The sequence below is a fragment of the Pseudarthrobacter sp. 01T43 genome (assembly GCF_056398665.1).
This window is the reverse complement of the sequence record NZ_JBFTPV010000013.1, coordinates 1-16,336: the sequence shown is the minus strand read 5'-3', so window position 1 is coordinate 16,336 and position 16,336 is coordinate 1. Positions and strand designations below refer to the sequence as shown.

The window sequence follows — 16,336 nt, the reverse complement described above, 5'->3', positions numbered from 1 at the left end:
AGCCCTCTGCGTACGCAATAGTCATCGTATACGATTTCGTACTTCATGAGGAGACAGCTTTGGAGCAGGTCAACGAGGCCACCATGGCGGCGGCACGCAAGGTCATTGCGGTGCACATCAACTACCCCAGCCGCGCCGCGCAGCGTGGCCGCACCCCGGAGCAGCCCTCGTACTTCCTCAAGCCGGCATCTTCCTTGAGCACCGGCTCGGCAGGTGCCCCTTCAACGGTGGAGCGGCCGGCCGGATGCGAACTGCTCGGCTACGAGGGCGAGATTGCCCTGGTCATCGGCAAGGCCGCCCGCCGCGTCGGCATCGAGGACGCCTGGCGCCACGTTAAGTGGGTCACGGCCAGCAATGACCTGGGCGTCTACGACCTCCGCTACGCCGACAAAGGCTCGAATCTCCGGTCCAAGGGCGGGGACGGCTTTACCCCCATCGGTCCGGGACTGATCGCGGCAGATGACGTTGACCCCGCCAACCTCCGTATTCGCACCTGGCACAACGGCGAACTGGTCCAGGACGACACCACCGAAGACCTCCTCTTCCCGTTCGCGCGGCTGGTGGCGGACCTGTCCCAGCTGCTCACCCTCGAAGAAGGGGACATCATCCTCACCGGCACCCCGGCCGGCGCCTCCGTGGCCAAGCCCGGTGACGTGCTGGAGGTAGAGGTCTCTGCCGGTGACCTCACCACCGGCCGTCTGGTCACCTCCGTGAAGGAAGGCACGACGGCGTTCGCCGACTTCGGCGCCCAGCCCAAGGCTGATGACACCCAGCGCGAGGAGGCGTACGGTTCGCGGGAAGCGGCGGGTTTGGCACCCGCCGAAGCGGCCGCCGTCGGGCCTCTCCTCTCCCCCGAACTGAAGGCCAAGCTGGAGAGCGTCGCCACCGCCACCCTGTCCTCCCAGCTGCGCAAACGCGGCCTCAACAACGTCAGCATCGACGGCCTGCAGGCCACCCGCCCCGATCGGCGCGTTGTCGGCCTGGCCCGGACCCTCCGGTACGTTCCCAACCGTGAGGACCTCTTCAAGACCCACGGCGGCGGCTTCAACGCCCAGAAGCGTGCCATCGATTCCGTGAACGAAGGCGAAATCCTGGTGATGGAGGCCCGCGGCGAGAAGGGCACCGGGACCATCGGCGACATCCTCGCCCTGCGCGCCCAGGTCCGGGGGGCCGCGGCGATCATCACCGACGGGGGCGTCCGTGACTTCTCCGCCGTGGCCGTGATGGACATGCCGACCTATTACGCCAACCCGCACCCCGCCGTCCTGGGCCGCCGCCACATTCCTTGGGATTCGGACATCACCATCGCCTGTGGCGGCACCACCGTTCAGCCGGGCGACATTATCGTGGCCGACTCCGACGGCATCCTGGTGATCCCGCCCGCCATCGCCGAAGAACTCGTTGAGGACTGCATCCAGCAGGAAAGGGAAGAGTCCTTCATTTACGAGATGGTCCAGGAAGGCAACAGCGTGGACGGGCTCTATCCGATGAACGCCGAATGGCAGGCCCGGTACACGGAATGGGAAGCAGGTAAAGCCAATGACTGAGACTGCACTGACTGAAACGGCAACGGCCGCCGGCAGCAAGTCCCAACAGGCCTACGAAGCAGTCAAGGCCCGGATTGTGGGAGGCACCTACACCCCCGGCTACCGGCTGGTCCTGGCCGGCCTCGCCAAGGACCTCGGCTTTAGTGTGGTGCCGGTCCGTGAGGCCATCCGCCGGCTCGAAGCCGAGGGCCTGGTGAAGTTCGAACGCAATGTGGGCGCCACGGTGTCCGGGATCGATCCCACCGAGTACCTCTATACGATGCAGACCCTGAGCATCGTGGAGGGGGCCGCCACCGCGCTGTCCGCCCCGCTGATCGATCCTGCGGCGATTGCCCGTGCACGTGCGGTGAACGAGGAGATGCGCGAGTGCCTGAAACACTTCGATCCTGTCCGCTTCACGCAGCTCAATCAGGACTTCCACAGCGTCCTCTTCGAACACTGCCCCAACCCGCACATCCTGGACCTCGTCCACCGGGGCTGGAACCGACTGGCTGCACTGCGGTCCTCGACGTTCCGGTTTGTCCCCGGCCGTGCCCACGATTCCGTGGACGAGCACGAAGGGATCCTCCGGCTCATCGAGTCCGGCGCCAGCGCCGACGACATTGAAAAAGCCGCCCGCCACCACCGCGCCGCCACCCTGGACGCCTACCTCGCCCAGGCTCAACCCCTCCCATAAAGCAACTAAGGAAACAACAATGACGTTCACTGCCGCAGAAGCCAGCACGCATTACGTGCCGCAGGACCTGCCCACCCACATCCAGCACTTCATTAACGGCGAATTCGTTGATTCCGTGAACGGCGCGACTTTCGACGTCCTGGATCCGGTCTCCAACACGAACTACGCCACCGCCGCCGCCGGCCAGAAAGAGGACATCGACCTCGCCGTCGCCGCCGCCCGCGAAGCCTTCAAGAACGGCCCGTGGCCGAAGATGAAGCCCCGCGAACGTGCCCGGATCCTGAACAGGATCGCTGACGCCGTCGAGGCCCAGGAAGCCCGCCTCGCGGAACTGGAAACCTTCGACACCGGCCTGCCCATCACCCAGGCCAAGGGCCAGGCACTGCGGGCCGCCGAGAACTTCCGCTTCTTCGCGGACCTGATCGTGGCCCAGTTCGACGACGCCATGAAGGTCCCCGGCTCGCAGATCAACTACGTGAACCGCAAGCCGATCGGCGTCGCCGGGCTCATCACGCCGTGGAACACCCCGTTYATGCTCGAGTCCTGGAAACTCGCCCCTGCCCTTGCCACCGGCAACACCGTGGTGCTCAAGCCGGCCGAGTTCACGCCTTTGTCTGCGTCACTGTGGGCGACCATCTTCAAGGACGCCGGGCTGCCTGACGGTGTGTTCAACCTGGTCAACGGCCTCGGTGAGGAAGCCGGCGATGCGCTGGTGAAGCACCCGGACGTTCCGCTGATTTCCTTCACCGGTGAGACCACCACCGGCCAGACGATCTTCCGCAACGCCGCCGCAAACCTCAAGGGCCTCTCCATGGAACTCGGCGGCAAGTCACCCTGCGTGGTGTTCGCCGACGCCGATCTCGACGCCGCCATCGACTCCGCCCTGTTCGGCGTCTTTTCGCTCAACGGCGAGCGCTGCACCGCCGGCTCCCGCATCCTGGTGGAACGCGCCATCTATGACGAGTTCTGCGAAAAGTACGCCGCCCGTGCCAAGAACATCGTGGTGGGCGATCCCCACGACCCCAAGACCCAGGTCGGTGCGCTGGTCCACCCGGAGCACTACGAGAAGGTGGCCTCGTACGTGGAAATCGGCAAGTCCGAAGGCCGCCTGCTGGCCGGCGGCGGCCGCCCCGAGCACCTGCCCGAAGGCAACTACATCGCACCCACGGTGTTTGCCGACGTCGCACCTGACGCGCGGATCTTCCAGGAGGAAATCTTCGGACCCGTGGTGGCCATCACCCCGTTCGAGAACGACGACGAGGCCCTCGCCCTGGCGAACAACACCAAGTACGGGCTCGCAGCATACATCTGGACCCAGAACCTGACCCGGGCGCACAACTTCTCGCAGAACGTGGAAGCAGGCATGGTCTGGCTCAACAGCCACAACGTCCGCGATCTTCGCACCCCCTTCGGCGGCGTCAAGGCCTCGGGCCTGGGCCACGAGGGCGGGTACCGCTCCATCGATTTCTACACCGACCAGCAGGCCGTGCACATCACCCTCGGCACCGTCCACACCCCCAAATTCGGCGCCTAGCCACCACCACATGCAGCCCAACTAGGTAGCAGTAGATGTCGCTATGAGCGCTCAAAACGACACCTGCTGCTACCTAGTTGGGTCCGACAAACCCTTTCAAAGAAGAGAGACCACCATGACCGACTTCATCCCCACCCCCACCGTGCCGGCACCGGACATTGTGCGCTGCGCTTACATGGAAATCGTGGTCACCGACCTCGCGAAATCGCGCGAGTTCTACGTGGACCTGCTGGGCCTGCACGTCACCGAGGAAGACGAGAACAACATCTACCTTCGCTCCCTTGAGGAGTTCATCCACCACAACCTGGTGCTCCGCAAGGGACCCATCGCCGCCGTCGCCGCGTTCGCGTACCGGGTGAAGTCCCCCGCCGAGGTGGACGCAGCGGAGGCGTACTACCGCGAGCTGGGCTGCCGGGTGGAGCGCCGCAAGGAAGGCTTCACCAAGGGCATCGGCGATTCCGTCCGGGTGGAGGATCCGCTGGGCTTCCCCTATGAGTTCTTCTACGACGTGGAGCACGTGGAACGCCTCACCCAGCGCTATGACCTGTACTCCGCCGGTGAACTGGTCCGCCTGGACCACTTCAACCAGGTCACCCCGGACGTCCCGCGCGGCCGCGCCTACCTTGAGGATCTGGGCTTCCGCGTCTCAGAAGACATCAAGGATTCCGACGGCGTCACATACGCCGCGTGGATGCACCGCAAGCAGACCGTGCATGACACCGCCCTGACCGGCGGCAACGGCCCGCGCATGCACCACGTCGCGTTCGCCACGCACGAGAAGCACAACATCATCCAGATCTGCGACAAGATGGGCGCCCTGCGCATCAGCGACCGGATCGAACGCGGCCCCGGCCGGCACGGCGTGTCCAACGCCTTTTACCTCTACATCCTGGACCCGGACGGCCACCGCATCGAGATTTACACGCAGGACTACTACACCGGAGACCCGGACAACCCCACCATCACCTGGGACGTCCACGACAACCAGCGCCGCGACTGGTGGGGCAACCCCGTAGTGCCCTCCTGGTACACCGAGGCATCCCTGGTCCTTGACCTGGACGGCAACCCGCAGCCCGTCATCCAGCGCACCGACGCCTCCGAAATGGCCGTCACGGTCGGCGCCGACGGGTTCTCCTACACCCGCAAGGACGGTGCCCCGGAAGGGGATAGGACCGGCTTCAAGCTCGGAGCGCAGCTGTAGCCATGCTGGATGCCAAGACGATTGAGGCCATCGCGGACGAACTGCTGGAGGCCGGCAGGACCCGCACCCCCGTCAAACGCCTGACGTCACGCTACCCGGAGATGACGGTGGAGGATTCCTACGCCGTCCAGCAGCTGTGGCGTCGACGGAACGAGGAGGCCGGCCGGACGCTGGTGGGCCGGAAGATCGGCCTCACGTCCAAGGCGATGCAGGCGGCCACCGGCATCACCGAACCGGACTACGGCGCCATCTTCGACGACATGGTCCTGGAAACGGGCTGCTCGGTGGAGTGGGACAAGTACACACATCCGCGGGTGGAGGTGGAGCTCGCGTTTGTCCTGAAGGGCGCGCTCAAAGGACCCGGCGTGACGATTTTCGATGTCCTGAATGCCACCGACTACGTGGTCCCGGCCCTCGAAATCCTGGATTCACGGATCGAAATGGAGGGCCGGACCATTGTGGACACCATCTCGGACAACGCCGCGATGGGCGCCATGGTGATCGGCGGAAACCCGGTCAGGCCCGACGCCGTGGACCTCCGCTGGGTCTCCGCGATCCTCTACAAAAACCAGACCGTCGAGGAAACCGGAGTCGCCGCGGGGGTCCTGGACCACCCGGCCAACGGGGTGCACTGGCTGGCTAACAAGATCGCTGCCCACGGCGACAGCATGAAGGCCGGCGACATCATCCTCGCCGGGTCCTTCACCCGGCCCATGTGGGTCTACAAGGGTGACACCGTCCACGCCGACTATGGACCGCTGGGAGTTGTCACATGCCGCTTCGACTAGAAGACACCTTCCGCGACGCCCTCGCCGCTAGAGGCCGGCCGCTGGCCGGGATGTGGGTGTGTTCCGGCAGCCCGCTCGTGGCCGAGATCTGCGCAGGTGCCGGCCTGGACTGGCTGCTGGTGGATGCCGAGCACAGCCCCAACGGGCTTGAGTCCATCCTCGCCCAGCTCCAGGCCGTCCACGGCTACCCGGTCCACCCCCTGGTCCGGCCGCCGGTGAACGACACCGTGGTGATCAAGCAGTATCTGGACCTGGGCGTGCAGAACCTGCTGATCCCCATGGTCAACTCGACGGCCGACGCGGAAGCTGCAGTGGCGGCCACCCGGTACCCGCCCCAGGGCGTCCGGGGTGTGGGATCGGCCTTGGCGAGGGCCGCCCGCTGGAACCGGGTCCCGGACTACCTCGCCCGCGCCGGGGAAACCATCAGCGTCACGGTGCAGATCGAGTCGACGGCGGCTGTTGACCACGTGGAAGACATCCTCGCGGTGGACGGCGTGGACGCGATCTTCCTGGGCCCCTCGGACCTCGCCGCTTCCATGGGCCTGCTGGGACAGCAGGAACACGCCGAGGTGCGCGCCGCCGTCGAACACTGCCTCTCGGCTGCGAAAGCTGCCGGTAAACCCGCCGGCGTCAACGCGTTCAACCCCGCCACTGCGCAGCATTACCTCGATAATGGCGCCGCGTTCATCCTGGTCGGCGCCGACGTCGCCCTCCTCGCCCGCGGCTCCGAAGCCCTCGCGGCGCAGTTCATCCCGGCAGCCGAACCGGCCAAAACCAAAGCCAGCTACTGACAATTCTCTAAGGACTTTTCCGATGACAGTTACTTCTGCGCTACCCCCTGCCCTTTTTCAGGCCATCCCGCCCGAGCGCGAGGCCGCGCTCCTCGCCTCCGTGCCCACCGGCCTGCTCATCGGCGGGCAGTGGGTGGACGCGTCCGACGGCGGCACGTTCGACGTTCACGATCCCGCCACCGGGGAGGTGCTCGCCACCCTCGCCTCGGCCACCAGCGATGACGCGGTTGCCGCGCTGGACGCGGCCGACGCCGCCCAGGCGTCCTGGGCGCGGACGGCACCGCGGGTGCGGTCCGAGATCCTGCGCCGCGCCTTTGATCTGGTGACCGAACGCGCCGAGGACTTCGCACTGCTGATGACCCTGGAAATGGGCAAGCCGCTGGCGGAGGCCCGCGGCGAAGTCACCTACGGCGCGGAATTCCTGCGCTGGTTCTCCGAAGAAACCGTCCGCGACTACGGCCGCTACCTCACCACACCCGAAGGCAAAAACAAAATCCTGGTCCAGCACAAAGCCGTCGGACCGTGCCTGCTCATCACCCCCTGGAACTTCCCGCTGGCCATGGCCACCCGCAAAGTGGCCCCCGCCATCGCCGCCGGCTGCACCATGGTCCTCAAACCCGCCAAACTCACCCCGCTCACCGCCCAGTACTTCGCGCAGACCATGCTCGACGCCGGCCTCCCCGCCGGAGTCCTCAACGTGGTTTCCTCTTCATCGGCTTCGGGGATTTCCGGGCCCCTGCTCGCGGACCCGCGGCTGCGGAAGGTCTCCTTCACCGGTTCCACCCCCGTGGGGAAGCGCCTCATGGCCGACGCCGCGCAGAACGTGCTCCGCACCTCCATGGAACTCGGCGGCAACGCACCCTTCATCGTGTTCGAGGACGCCGACCTCGACAAGGCGGTAGAAGGCGCGATGGCCGCCAAGATGCGGAACATGGGCGAGGCCTGCACCGCCGCCAACCGCTTCCTCGTCCACGAATCCGTCGCCGCCGAGTTCACCCAAAAGTTCGCCGCAGCGATGGGCGCCCTGGCCACCGGCCGTGGCACCGACCCCGCCACCCAGGTCGGACCCCTGATCGACGCCGGCGCCCGCGACGACGTCCACGCCCTGGTGAGTGCCGCCGTCGACGCCGGGGCGGTAGCCGTCACCGGCGGCGCCCCCGCCGACGGGCCCGGCTACTTCTACCCGCCCACCGTCCTCGCCAACGTCCCTAACGACGCCGCGATCCTCGGGCAGGAAATCTTCGGACCGGTCGCCCCGATCACCACGTTCTCCACGGAGGAGGACGCGATCAGGCTCGCCAACGCATCAGAGTACGGCCTCGCGTCCTACCTCTACAGCCGCGACTTCAACAAGCTCCTCCGCGTGGCCGAACAGATCGAATTCGGCATGGTCGGCTTCAACGCCGGCGTCATCTCCAACGCAGCAGCCCCCTTCGGCGGCGTCAAACAATCCGGACTCGGCCGCGAAGGCGGCACCGAAGGCATCGCCGAATACACCACCACCCAATACATCGGCATCAACGACCCCTACGCATCCTGACTTCCAGTCCCCCTACAAGCGGGCTACACCGTTGTGCCCCGTAAGAAATGAGAAAACATGAGCGCTCTTGCGCCTGCACAGCGCAATTCGGCACGGGATAACCGCCGGGTCGCATTTGCCACCATCGTCGGCACTACCGTCGAGTGGTACGACTTCTTCATCTATGCCAACGCCGCCGGCCTGGTCTTCGCCAAGCTCTTCTTTGAACCGGCGGGCAATGACATCGCACTGCTGATCTCCTTCGCGTCAGTTGGCCTGAGCTTCCTGTTCCGGCCCCTGGGTGCGTTCCTGGCCGGACACTTCGGAGACCGCCTTGGACGCCGTGCAATGCTGGTCATCACCCTGATCCTGATGGGTGCGGCCACTACCCTCATCGGCGTCCTGCCCACCTATGAGACCGCAGGCCTGGCAGCACCGGTTATGCTGCTCGTCCTGCGAATCCTGCAGGGCATCTCGGCCGGCGGCGAATGGGGCGGCGCCGTCCTGATGGCCGTGGAGCACGCTCCTCGGTCCAGGCGCGGCCTGTTCGGCTCGTTCCCGCAGCTCGGAGTCCCCCTCGGCATGCTGCTCGCCTCCGGTGTCCTCACATTGATGTCGGGCGTCGTCTCCCCCGGCGCCGCCTTTGCTGAATGGGGCTGGCGTGTCCCCTTCCTGCTCAGCTTCGTGCTGATCATCGTCGGTTTTATTGTGCGGCGCAGCGTGGACGAAAGCCCGGTCTTTGAGCAGATTGCCAGCCGCAAGCAGCAGACCCGCGTCCCCATCCTTGAGCTGTTCAAAAAGCACTGGCTGCTGGTCATCCTTGCCGCCCTGGTTTTCGCGGGCAACAACGCCGCAGGCTACATGACCACGGGCGGCTACATCCTCAGCTACGCCACCGCCCCCAAGGGGCTGGCCATGGACCGCACCTCAGTGCTCCTTGCCGTCACGGCCTCAGCAGCCATGTGGTTCGTCTTTACGCTCCTTGCCGGATACCTTGCCGACAGCATTGGCCGCAAAAAGACCTACCTGATCGGCTACGCCGCCCTGATGGTCACGTTCTTCCCGCTCTTCTGGCTCATCAACACCGGAAACATTTGGGCCATGCTGCTGGGACTGGCGCTGTTCAGCGTCGGGCTGGGCCTGACGTACGGTCCGCAGGCCGCCCTCTACAGTGAGCTCTTCCCGGCATCCATCCGATTCTCCGGAGTTGCCATCTCCTACGCCCTGGGCGCGATCATCGGCGGCGCCTTCGCCCCGACCATCGCCACCGCCCTTGTTCAGGCGACGGGAACCACCATGTCCGTCTCCGCCTACCTGCTGATTGTCGCCCTCATCTCGACGGGGGCGGTGCTGGTAATCCGCGAACGGAAGGGGATTGATCTGGGTATCGACAACCAGGCCGAGCAGGAAGTGGGCGCTACGATCTTTGACAAGCGGACTCCTGCGAAGGTTGATGCCTAAGCCCCGCGGCTCTGAGCAGGCATGGCATCTGGATTAGAAGGGCGCGCCCCGAGCAGCGCGCCGGTGCGGAAGCAAACCCCTGGACCTTAGACGCCGGCGCGTGCACCCGCCACCCGGACGGCCACCTGGCCGCTGCCCGGTGCCAACTGCGAGGCGGCAGCCTCGTCGGCCACCACGGTAACGTGGGGGTGCCGCTGCAGGACCGACGCCGGGCAGTCGGCGGTGACGGGGCCGTTCAACGCGGCGGCGAGAATGCCGGCCTTGTCCGCGCCGTTGACTACCAGCAGCAGGTGGCGGGCCTCCATGATGGTGCCCAGGCCCTGGGTGATGCAGCGGAGCGGAACCTCGTCCGGCGTGCTGAAGTAGCGGGCGTTGGCCGCACGGGTGCGCTCCGTGAGGACCTCCACGCGGGTCCGTGAATCCAGGGCGGAGCCAGGCTCGTTGAAGGCCAGGTGCCCGTTGTGGCCGATGCCGAGGATCTGCACGTCGATGCCGCCTGCTGCGGCGATGGCGGCGTCGTAGTCGGCGGCAGCCCGCTCGGGGTCCGCGGCGCTGCCGTCCGGCACGGCGACCTTGGCGGGGTCCAGCTGAAGCCGTTCAATCACCTCGCGCCGGACAACCTCGGCGTAGCTTTCGGGGTGTCCGGCCGGCAGGCCCACATATTCATCGAGGGCGAAGCCACTGACGCGGGACATGTCCACCGTGTGGCCTGCGAGCGCCGCGTAGATGGGCAGCGGTGAGCCGCCCGTCGCCAGGCCCAGGACGGCGTCGGGCTTGCTGCGGATGACGGCTGCAAGGATGCCGGCGGCAACGGAACCGGTGGCTGAGGCGGTAGGCACGACGAAAATTTCCACAACAAAGGCACTCTCTACGAAATTGGGCAGGACTGATTGCGCCCGGAGTGCGGGCGGTGTGACTGGAAGGTCGAGGCGGCCTGGCTAACTGGCGGCGACGTCCTTGAGTTTCGAGCGGATGCCATCAAAGTGGCGCTGCAGGCGTTCGGAGGCCAGTGCTTTGTCCTTGTTGGCCACGGCCTCGTAGATGTCCCAGTGGTCCTGGGTCTGCTGCTCGAGGTTGACCGGACCGGTCCCGAGGGCCAGGTGGATCTTGCGGTACACCTGCCAGAACACGTCCATCAGGTTGATCAGGAGCTCATTGTTAAGGGGCGCGTACAGGCGGCGGTGGAACTCGGCGTCGTGCACGTACAGGAGCTCGCCTTTCTTGGCTGCAGCCTCCATCGCTTCCATGGTGGTGCGCAGGTCCGCCAGGTGCTCGTCCGTGAGGAGGTCGATGGCCGATCCGATGAGCCCTGATTCGAGGGCCTGCCGTACGTCGATGAGCTCCATGGCTTCCTCGCCCTTATGGCGGAGGGACAGCCGGCCGCGGAAGGTCAGGCCGGACACCAGGGCGCTGAAGTTGTTCGGTGCCACGAACATGCCGAACCCGTGGCGGATTTCAATGACACCGAGGGCCTGCAGTACCTTCAAGGATTCACGGACGGTGTTACGGCCCACGCCAAGTTCGGCGGAGAGCTCGCTTTCAGTGGGCAAGGCATCGCCGACGTCCAGGCCGCGCTCCAGGATGAGGTCCATGATCCGGGTCTGCAGGGCATGCGAACGGAGCTGCGCGCTGAAACGGGCGGGCGATACTTCTGGGGATGCGGTGGCCACGTGGTCTCCTCCTTGCCGCGCCGAGGTGCGACGACTTGTCTTACTCCCCTAGCCTACAGGACATGGGACATCCAATGTCTAGAAGTGACAAGCCAATTTATGCAGTTCTTACCCACTGGGGACGAATCTAACCCAGAAGGGACCGAACCAGCTCGCGGCACGTCCGGTACGCCGGGGTTTTCGGGTCAATGAGGTCGAAATGGTCGCCGGGTACGCTGACCAGGCGCGTCACCATATGGGCCGCCGTCCCGGCGTCGACGTAAGACTCGGACTGGCTCCGCGGGACGGTGTCGTCGTCCGCTGCGTGGACCGCGATGACCGGGACTGCCACCGGGAGGGTGGTCATGGGGTCCGTGTATCTGTGGCGCTGGGGATATTTCGACGACGGTCCACCCAGCAGGTTGACCACCGCACCGTTGCTGAGGTTCAGCTGCTCCGCCTCGGAAAGGTTGAGGAGTCCGGACTGGCTCACGACGCCGGTGAGGTGGACCGACGTCGCATCTTGCCGGCGCGTTACCTGGCTGTCCATCTCCGGAAGACCCAACTGGGCGAGCTTGCCCCTGCCCGCAGCCCATGCGGCGAGGTGCCCGCCGGCTGAATGGCCCAGCGCCACCACCGGCCCCAGGTTCAGGGAGTGCACGGCGGGAAGGTCCTGCAGTTTGTCGATTCCCGCCAGAACGTCGATGAACGTGTTCGGCCAGCCGCCGCCGTTGCCGGCCCGCCGGTATTCAAGGTTCCAGGCGGCCATACCGTGCGCTGCCAGGTCCTTGGCGATCGGTTCCCCAAGCTCGGCGCCGTACTGCGAGCGCCAGTAGCCGCCGTGGATCACCACCACCACGCCGTTGTGTTCTTCCCCGGCCTGCAGCTCCGGCAGGAAGAGCTCGCCCCACTGGCTGGGGTCCCCGCCGTACTGGTATTTGTGCCGCTTCACCGCATCTCCCCTATCACTGCCGGAATCGCCGTCCGTATCGGCGCCGGGCGAACACGCCGCCACCGGGCCTCCGGTTGCCGCCACGGCCGCGCCCGCCAAGGTGCGCAACACCAACGTTCGACGCCGCAGCTCAGTCATGTGCCGAGCCTACAGCTTTGGGACAAGGGAATTTGCGCTCTTGGATGAGGGCAACGACGTGGCCGCGGGCCGCCTCATGATACATCGCCCCAACAGCCCGCGGCGGTGTCCAATGAGCGTAGTGTCGGTAGTAGGAGATTTCGGGTGGTGATAAGGGGTCCGGGGTTGAATACTCGGGCCGTGCGCGCAGAGAGCGCACAGCCGTCAGCCGGGCCCGGCGACTCCCGGCGTTGCATGGAATCAAGGCCGTATGGCCGAGAACGACGCTCTCCCGTCAGCGGAAAAGTTGCAGGACCTGATTCTTGAGAGTTCAGGCTTTACCGAATTTCTGCTGGGACTGACAGCCATTTCAGCGTCCTTGCTCGGCGGTAACGCGCCGATGCTGTGCGCCATCACGGTTGAACGGAGACGGGGCCGGCAACAGTGGCCAGCAGCTCGGAGGAGGCCCGCATCCTGGATGAACGCCAGTACGCGTTCGACGACGGCCCCTGCCTGACTGCCTTGAGGCAGGGCCATACAGTCCTGATTCCCAACCTGCAGACGCGCAGGCTGTCGCAGACGAGGGAATCCAGACCATCCTGCTACTCCACCGATGTTGATGCGTTTGGGCCGGAAACGGTGTCCGCCGTCGAAGAGCACGCTGCGTCGTTGTCCAGAATCCTGCGCCTGGCCATGCGGGTGCACGCCGCGGAGCCCTACCCGGAGCATCTGAGGACGGCCCCTGCGGTCACGGGCAATCGTGGACTCGGCAATTTCGTTGATCATCGTCCACAACCGGTGCGGCCGGGAGGCGGCCGTCGAACTCCTTCAGCTCGCGTCGCGCAGCAGCAACCGACGTCTGCATGACATCGCGCAGGACATCCTGCAGCTCACATCCGGCATACCTGTAGTCACCGGGGGTGGAGACAGTAGATCGACGGCGGACTGAACGTAAAGGAGGTGCCCACGTCCCAAGAGATTGATATACGGGAATTCGAGTACGGGGATGGCCGGGCAGAAAGTCTGGTGGAATTCGTGCTCCAGCTCCAGGATCTCATCCTGGACAGCTCAGACGTCCGCGACTTCCTCACGGATATGGCCTCGATCATCACCGCACGGCTCACGGTCAACAGGAACCATATCTCGTGTGGCATCACGGTGATCCGGAACAAGCGCTCCATTACCGTGGCCAGCAGCGATCCCGCGCCCGGACTCTGGACGAACTGCAGAACACCTTCGGCGACGGGCCCTGCCTCACTGCGCTTCGGACGGAAACCATGATTTACGTCCCGGATCTGGGAACGGATCCTCGCTGGCCAAAATACAACGTTGCTGCCCGCAGCGAAGGCTTAGGATCCATCCTTGCGACGCCAATGCACCTCCGGACATCCGCGGAGGCCGTGGTGAACCTGTACTCCCCCGAAAGGCACGGGTTTTCGGATTACGGCATCGAGGCAGCCGAAAGCCTCGCCGGCACGGCTGCGAAAGCTTTGGATCTGGCCCTGGACATTGCGCAATTGCGCGACGCCCGTAAAGACCTCTCCGCCGCCCTCAAATCTCGCACCGTCATAGACACTGCAATCGGAGCCGTCATGGCGCAGAACAGGTGCAGCCACGACGCCGCGTTCCAGATATTGGTCAAGGCATCCAGCCACCGCAACATCAAACTGAAGCAGGTCGCGGCCGGCATCGTTTCGTCCACATCGGGTGAACGGAAGGTTCGCACTGCATACGATGAATAGCCCGAACGGTTGGAATCGTGACGCCCGGGGAGCACAGCCCGGCAGAAAGCGTACGCTTTATCTGAAGCGCTGAGCAGTCAAACACAGGTTATCCGGCCCACCGGAGGCCAGCCACGCTGAATGGCCGGAGGCAGAACGAATGATCAAGAAGTATCCCCTGGATGAACTGTCCACAGCCTTGGGCAGGATCATGGGGCTCCTCCTCACCGAAGAAAAGGTGGACCGCGCCGTCCAGCACCTCTCCCGTGCCGTCAGGGACTCGATCCCGGGGACCATGGGCGCCGGGGTTTCCATCCTCGACCCGAATGCCCGCCCGGTCAGTTCCGGGTCTACAGACACGGTTGTTCAGCGCGCTGACGCGCTCCAGTATGAGTTGGTTCAGGGTCCGTGCCTGACGGCGTGGGCCACCCAGGAAAGCGTCCTCATCCGTGACGTCGCAACGGACGGCCGCTGGCCGAACTGGAGCGCCGCCGTCGTCGGTATACCGCTCCGGTCGGTGGTCAGCACACCACTGATCGCTGACGGGGAGGCAATCGGCGCCATGAAAATCTACGCCGCGGCCCCGCACGTCTTCGAGGACGCCACCACAGCCTTGATGGACCTTTTCGCGGCGCCCGCAGCAACGCTCATCTCGCACATCCAAACTGCCGAAACTGCCGAACGCATCAGCGAGAAACTTCAGGCCGCCCTCTTCAGCAGGGATCTGATCAATAGGGCCTGTGGTGTACTCATGGAACGCCACAAGCTCAGTGAGGACCAGGCCCTTCAGCAGCTGATGCGCGAAGCCCGCACGTCGCGCACTACCCTCGGCGAAGTGAGCGCCGCACTCCTGGCAGGGGCCTCCCCTGATCCGCATGGAGGCCCAAGTGATGGGCTTCGATAGCAGGGAACCGGAGCAGCGCCGCGGGCTTCAAGCCGCACTGACGGCGGCACAGGTCATTTCCGGTGACCTGTGGCTCTACTATTTCGGCATCGGCGGGGCGGTGGGCGAGTACGAGGTGGAGGCATACATTCAGGGGCTGCTCTCGCTGCCTCAGCTCCAACGGGACCTTTTAGCCTTGGCCGCCAACGAACTTTTCGCCGACCACAATGGCCCACGTGCGCCTTACTCCGACGAGATCGAAGCCGTGGACCCGCCGGCCACTGAGGCCTCCGAGCAGCGCCGGACGCTCACTTAACGCTTCTTTTGACCTTCCCGTCCCTCTCTCACTTTCCTCAGGAAAGTGAGAGAGGGGTAGGTCAAAAAGTCATATTAGTGAGAGAGCGTTCTTTAGTGTGCTGGGCGCCGGCCCCGGTGGTGTTTCCACCCAATCGTGCTGTGACCTTATTAGCGGCTGCCGCGCAGGATTCGCCAAGGTTCTGCAGCCGCTCCTGGGAGACGCGGAACCGTGGGGCGGGGATGAGGACAGCTGCCACAACATAGCCGCGGTGATCGTAGACGGGGGCGGCAACGCCAACTTCATCCAGCGAGCTCTCCCCGTAATTGACGGCCCACCCGCGGCGGGAGTCGTCCTTGAGGCGGACCAGGTAGCCGTCGAGGCTGGTCTCATCCACCCCTGCGTACGTGATGGCTCCGCTGAGTATGAGTGAGCGCACACGTTCTTCCGGTTCCGTTGCGAGGAACACCTGGACCGAGGCGCTCAGCGCGTCGTTGTAACGCGCCCCCAGCGGGGTGGTGTGTTTGATCTGGTGGCGGCTCGCGATCTGCTCCACACAGATGGACTGGTTGCCCTCCCACATCATCAGGGCACTCGTCTCCCCCGTCAGTTCGGTGAGCTCACGGAGAACCGGATAGGCGACGCGGCGCTCCTCCAGTTCGGCCAGCAGCGGCCCCGCGACGGCGATCAGCCCCAATCCGAGGCGGAAACGGCGGGTGTCCGCATCCCGCTCCACAAGGTTTTCCTGTTCAAAGGTGGCCAGGATTCGTGACACGGTGCTTTTGTGCAGGCCTACCCTGTTCGCAATTTCCGTGACGCCCAGCAAGGGTTCGTCGGCGGTGAAGGATCGCAGGACGGCGATGGCGTTAACAATGACCGAGGCACCCTTGGTATCGGCCTTGCCGTTAACATCGGTGCCGTTGGTGTCACTGCTGTTGGTGTCACTGGGAGCTGGTGTGGTCATGGTGCTCACTATCATTGCGCATAGTCCGCGGAAAGCGGCGCCGCAGCCAGCGCGGCGCCGCTTTCCTGCTTAGTACCCGGAGGGCTCAACCAGCGGTTGTCAGGCTCCGATGATGTTGTGTTCGGGGCCGAAGGGGAACTTGGTGATGTTTTCGGCTCCGTTTTCGCCGACCACGAGGATGTCGTGTTCGCGGTAGCCGCCGGCGCCGGGCTGGCCGTCCAGGACGGTGATCGGTGAT

The 16,336-nt window shown here is 65.1% G+C and carries 17 protein-coding genes and 1 pseudogene; 13 read left to right on the top strand and 5 right to left on the bottom strand.

Features of this window, described 5'->3' with window-relative positions; all coding sequences use genetic code 11:
* Window positions 1–83: 83 nt before the first annotated feature.
* The 8 genes from AC1DIM_RS12780 (at window position 84) to AC1DIM_RS12745 (ending at window position 9,517) form a co-directional block, all read left to right on the top strand.
* The gene (locus AC1DIM_RS12780; protein ID WP_477710962.1) at window positions 84–1,547 is read left to right on the top strand and encodes a fumarylacetoacetate hydrolase family protein; all 1,464 of its coding nucleotides are present in this window, start codon (window positions 84–86) and stop codon (window positions 1,545–1,547) included.
* Window positions 1,540–2,223, top strand: coding sequence for a GntR family transcriptional regulator (locus AC1DIM_RS12775; protein ID WP_477710862.1), 684 nt, complete (start codon window positions 1,540–1,542; stop codon window positions 2,221–2,223). The genes AC1DIM_RS12780 and AC1DIM_RS12775 overlap by 8 nt, the downstream gene beginning before the upstream one ends.
* A gap of 19 nt (window positions 2,224–2,242) precedes the next feature.
* A complete protein-coding gene (hpaE, locus tag AC1DIM_RS12770; protein ID WP_477710861.1) occupies window positions 2,243–3,757 on the top strand; it encodes a 5-carboxymethyl-2-hydroxymuconate semialdehyde dehydrogenase in 1,515 nt (504 codons plus the stop codon).
* 115 nt (window positions 3,758–3,872) lie between these two features.
* On the top strand, window positions 3,873–4,958 hold the full coding sequence (gene hpaD / locus AC1DIM_RS12765) for a 3,4-dihydroxyphenylacetate 2,3-dioxygenase (protein WP_477710860.1): 1,086 nt from the start codon (window positions 3,873–3,875) through the stop codon (window positions 4,956–4,958).
* 2 nt (window positions 4,959–4,960) lie between these two features.
* Window positions 4,961–5,746, top strand: a complete 786-nt coding sequence (gene hpaH / locus AC1DIM_RS12760) for a 2-oxo-hept-4-ene-1,7-dioate hydratase (RefSeq protein ID WP_477710859.1) — start codon at window positions 4,961–4,963, stop codon at window positions 5,744–5,746.
* Window positions 5,731–6,537 carry an aldolase/citrate lyase family protein gene (locus AC1DIM_RS12755; RefSeq protein ID WP_477710858.1) on the top strand — a complete coding sequence of 269 codons (807 nt, stop codon included), beginning with the start codon at window positions 5,731–5,733 and terminating at the stop codon, window positions 6,535–6,537. The genes hpaH and AC1DIM_RS12755 overlap by 16 nt, the downstream gene beginning before the upstream one ends.
* A gap of 22 nt (window positions 6,538–6,559) precedes the next feature.
* A complete protein-coding gene (locus AC1DIM_RS12750) occupies window positions 6,560–8,077 on the top strand; it encodes an NAD-dependent succinate-semialdehyde dehydrogenase (RefSeq protein ID WP_477710857.1) in 1,518 nt (505 codons plus the stop codon).
* Between the two features lie 57 nt (window positions 8,078–8,134).
* Window positions 8,135–9,517 (top strand): MFS transporter, encoded by a 1,383-nt coding sequence (locus AC1DIM_RS12745; RefSeq protein ID WP_477710856.1) that lies wholly within the window; start codon window positions 8,135–8,137, stop codon window positions 9,515–9,517.
* A gap of 86 nt (window positions 9,518–9,603) precedes the next feature.
* On the opposite strand, the gene AC1DIM_RS12740 is transcribed toward AC1DIM_RS12745, so the two are convergent.
* From AC1DIM_RS12740 to AC1DIM_RS12730, 3 genes are all read right to left on the bottom strand, one after another.
* A complete protein-coding gene (locus AC1DIM_RS12740) occupies window positions 9,604–10,371 on the bottom strand; it encodes a glucosamine-6-phosphate deaminase (protein ID WP_477710855.1) in 768 nt (255 codons plus the stop codon).
* 84 nt (window positions 10,372–10,455) lie between these two features.
* On the bottom strand, window positions 10,456–11,187 hold the full coding sequence (locus AC1DIM_RS12735; protein ID WP_477710854.1) for a FadR/GntR family transcriptional regulator: 732 nt from the start codon (window positions 11,185–11,187) through the stop codon (window positions 10,456–10,458).
* A 127-nt stretch (window positions 11,188–11,314) separates the two neighbouring features.
* A complete protein-coding gene (locus tag AC1DIM_RS12730; RefSeq protein WP_477710961.1) occupies window positions 11,315–12,118 on the bottom strand; it encodes an alpha/beta hydrolase in 804 nt (267 codons plus the stop codon).
* An 877-nt stretch (window positions 12,119–12,995) separates the two neighbouring features.
* On the opposite strand from AC1DIM_RS12730, the gene AC1DIM_RS12725 reads away from it, so the two are divergent.
* The 5 genes from AC1DIM_RS12725 (at window position 12,996) to AC1DIM_RS12705 (ending at window position 15,155) form a co-directional block, all read left to right on the top strand.
* Window positions 12,996–13,184, top strand: a complete 189-nt coding sequence (locus tag AC1DIM_RS12725) for an ANTAR domain-containing protein (RefSeq protein ID WP_477710853.1) — start codon at window positions 12,996–12,998, stop codon at window positions 13,182–13,184.
* A gap of 11 nt (window positions 13,185–13,195) precedes the next feature.
* Window positions 13,196–13,516, top strand: a complete 321-nt coding sequence (locus tag AC1DIM_RS12720; protein ID WP_477710968.1) for a hypothetical protein — start codon at window positions 13,196–13,198, stop codon at window positions 13,514–13,516.
* Entirely contained in the window at window positions 13,450–13,977 is a 528-nt protein-coding gene (locus tag AC1DIM_RS12715) for an ANTAR domain-containing protein (protein WP_477710960.1), read from the top strand. Before AC1DIM_RS12720 ends, AC1DIM_RS12715 begins: the two co-directional genes overlap by 67 nt.
* Before the next feature lie 139 nt (window positions 13,978–14,116).
* Complete coding sequence (locus AC1DIM_RS12710; protein WP_477710852.1) at window positions 14,117–14,860, top strand: GAF and ANTAR domain-containing protein; 744 nt, start codon at window positions 14,117–14,119, stop codon at window positions 14,858–14,860.
* A complete protein-coding gene (locus tag AC1DIM_RS12705) occupies window positions 14,847–15,155 on the top strand; it encodes a hypothetical protein (RefSeq protein WP_477710959.1) in 309 nt (102 codons plus the stop codon). Before AC1DIM_RS12710 ends, AC1DIM_RS12705 begins: the two co-directional genes overlap by 14 nt.
* A 61-nt stretch (window positions 15,156–15,216) precedes the next feature.
* On the opposite strand, the gene AC1DIM_RS12700 is transcribed toward AC1DIM_RS12705, so the two are convergent.
* Window positions 15,217–16,098 carry an IclR family transcriptional regulator gene (locus tag AC1DIM_RS12700; protein ID WP_477710851.1) on the bottom strand — a complete coding sequence of 294 codons (882 nt, stop codon included), beginning with the start codon at window positions 16,096–16,098 and terminating at the stop codon, window positions 15,217–15,219.
* A 99-nt stretch (window positions 16,099–16,197) separates the two neighbouring features.
* Window positions 16,198–16,336 (bottom strand): annotated as a pseudogene (locus tag AC1DIM_RS12695) (creatininase); the annotation flags it as partial.